The sequence below is a fragment of the Mesorhizobium sp. WSM4809 genome, from assembly GCF_055811655.1.
Genome location: NZ_JBVVQW010000055.1, coordinates 1 through 1,163 on the forward strand (window position 1 = coordinate 1; position 1,163 = coordinate 1,163).

Here is a 1,163-nt window from a genome sequence, read left to right on the forward strand (position 1 = left end):
AAAGGTAAATTCGAGCGTAACAAGCCTCACGTGAACATCGGCACGATTGGCCACGTCGACCATGGCAAGACGTCGCTGACGGCGGCGATCACCAAGTATTTTGGCGAATACAAGCGCTACGACCAGATCGACGCTGCTCCTGAGGAAAAGGCGCGCGGCATCACGATCTCGACGGCGCATGTCGAATACGAGACGGCTGCCCGCCACTACGCTCACGTCGACTGCCCCGGCCACGCCGACTATGTGAAGAACATGATCACCGGCGCCGCGCAGATGGACGGCGCGATCCTGGTCGTGTCGGCCGCCGACGGCCCGATGCCGCAGACCCGCGAGCACATCCTGCTGGCGCGTCAGGTCGGCGTGCCGTCGATCGTGGTGTTCCTCAACAAGGTCGACCAGGTCGACGACGCCGAGCTGCTCGAACTGGTCGAGCTCGAGGTTCGCGAGCTTCTGACCAAGAACGAGTTCCCCGGCGACGACATTCCGATCGTCAAGGGTTCGGCTCTGGCTGCGCTGGAAGATTCCGACAAGAAGATCGGTGAAGACGCGATCCGCGAGCTGATGGCTGCGGTCGATGCCTACATCCCGACGCCGGTTCGTCCGCTCGACAAGCCGTTCCTGATGCCGATCGAAGACGTGTTCTCGATCTCGGGCCGTGGCACGGTCGTGACCGGCCGCGTCGAGCGCGGCGTGGTCAAGGTCGGCGAGGAGCTGGAGATTATCGGCATCCGTCCGACGACCAAGACGACCTGCACGGGCGTGGAAATGTTCCGCAAGCTGCTCGATCAGGGCCAGGCCGGCGACAACATCGGCGCGCTGCTGCGCGGCGTTGATCGTGAAGGTGTCGAGCGCGGCCAGGTTCTGGCCAAGCCCGGTACGGTGAAGCCGCACAAGAAGTTCGTGGCCGAAGCCTACATCCTGACCAAGGACGAAGGTGGCCGTCACACGCCGTTCTTCACCAACTACCGTCCGCAGTTCTACTTCCGCACGACGGACGTGACCGGCATCGTGTCGCTGCCGGAAGGCACCGAGATGGTGATGCCGGGCGACAACATCACGGTCGATGTCGAGCTGATCGTGCCGATCGCCATGGAAGAGAAGCTGCGCTTCGCTATCCGTGAAGGCGGCCGCACCGTCGGTGCCGGCATCGTCGTCACCATCAA

Annotated in this window: 1 protein-coding gene; it reads left to right on the forward strand. The window is 63.2% G+C overall.

Annotation, left to right across the window (positions count from 1 at the left end; translation table 11 throughout):
• On the forward strand, positions 1-1,163 hold a 1,163-nt coding region (tuf, locus tag AC0L24_RS33805), incomplete at both ends, for an elongation factor Tu (protein WP_352632602.1).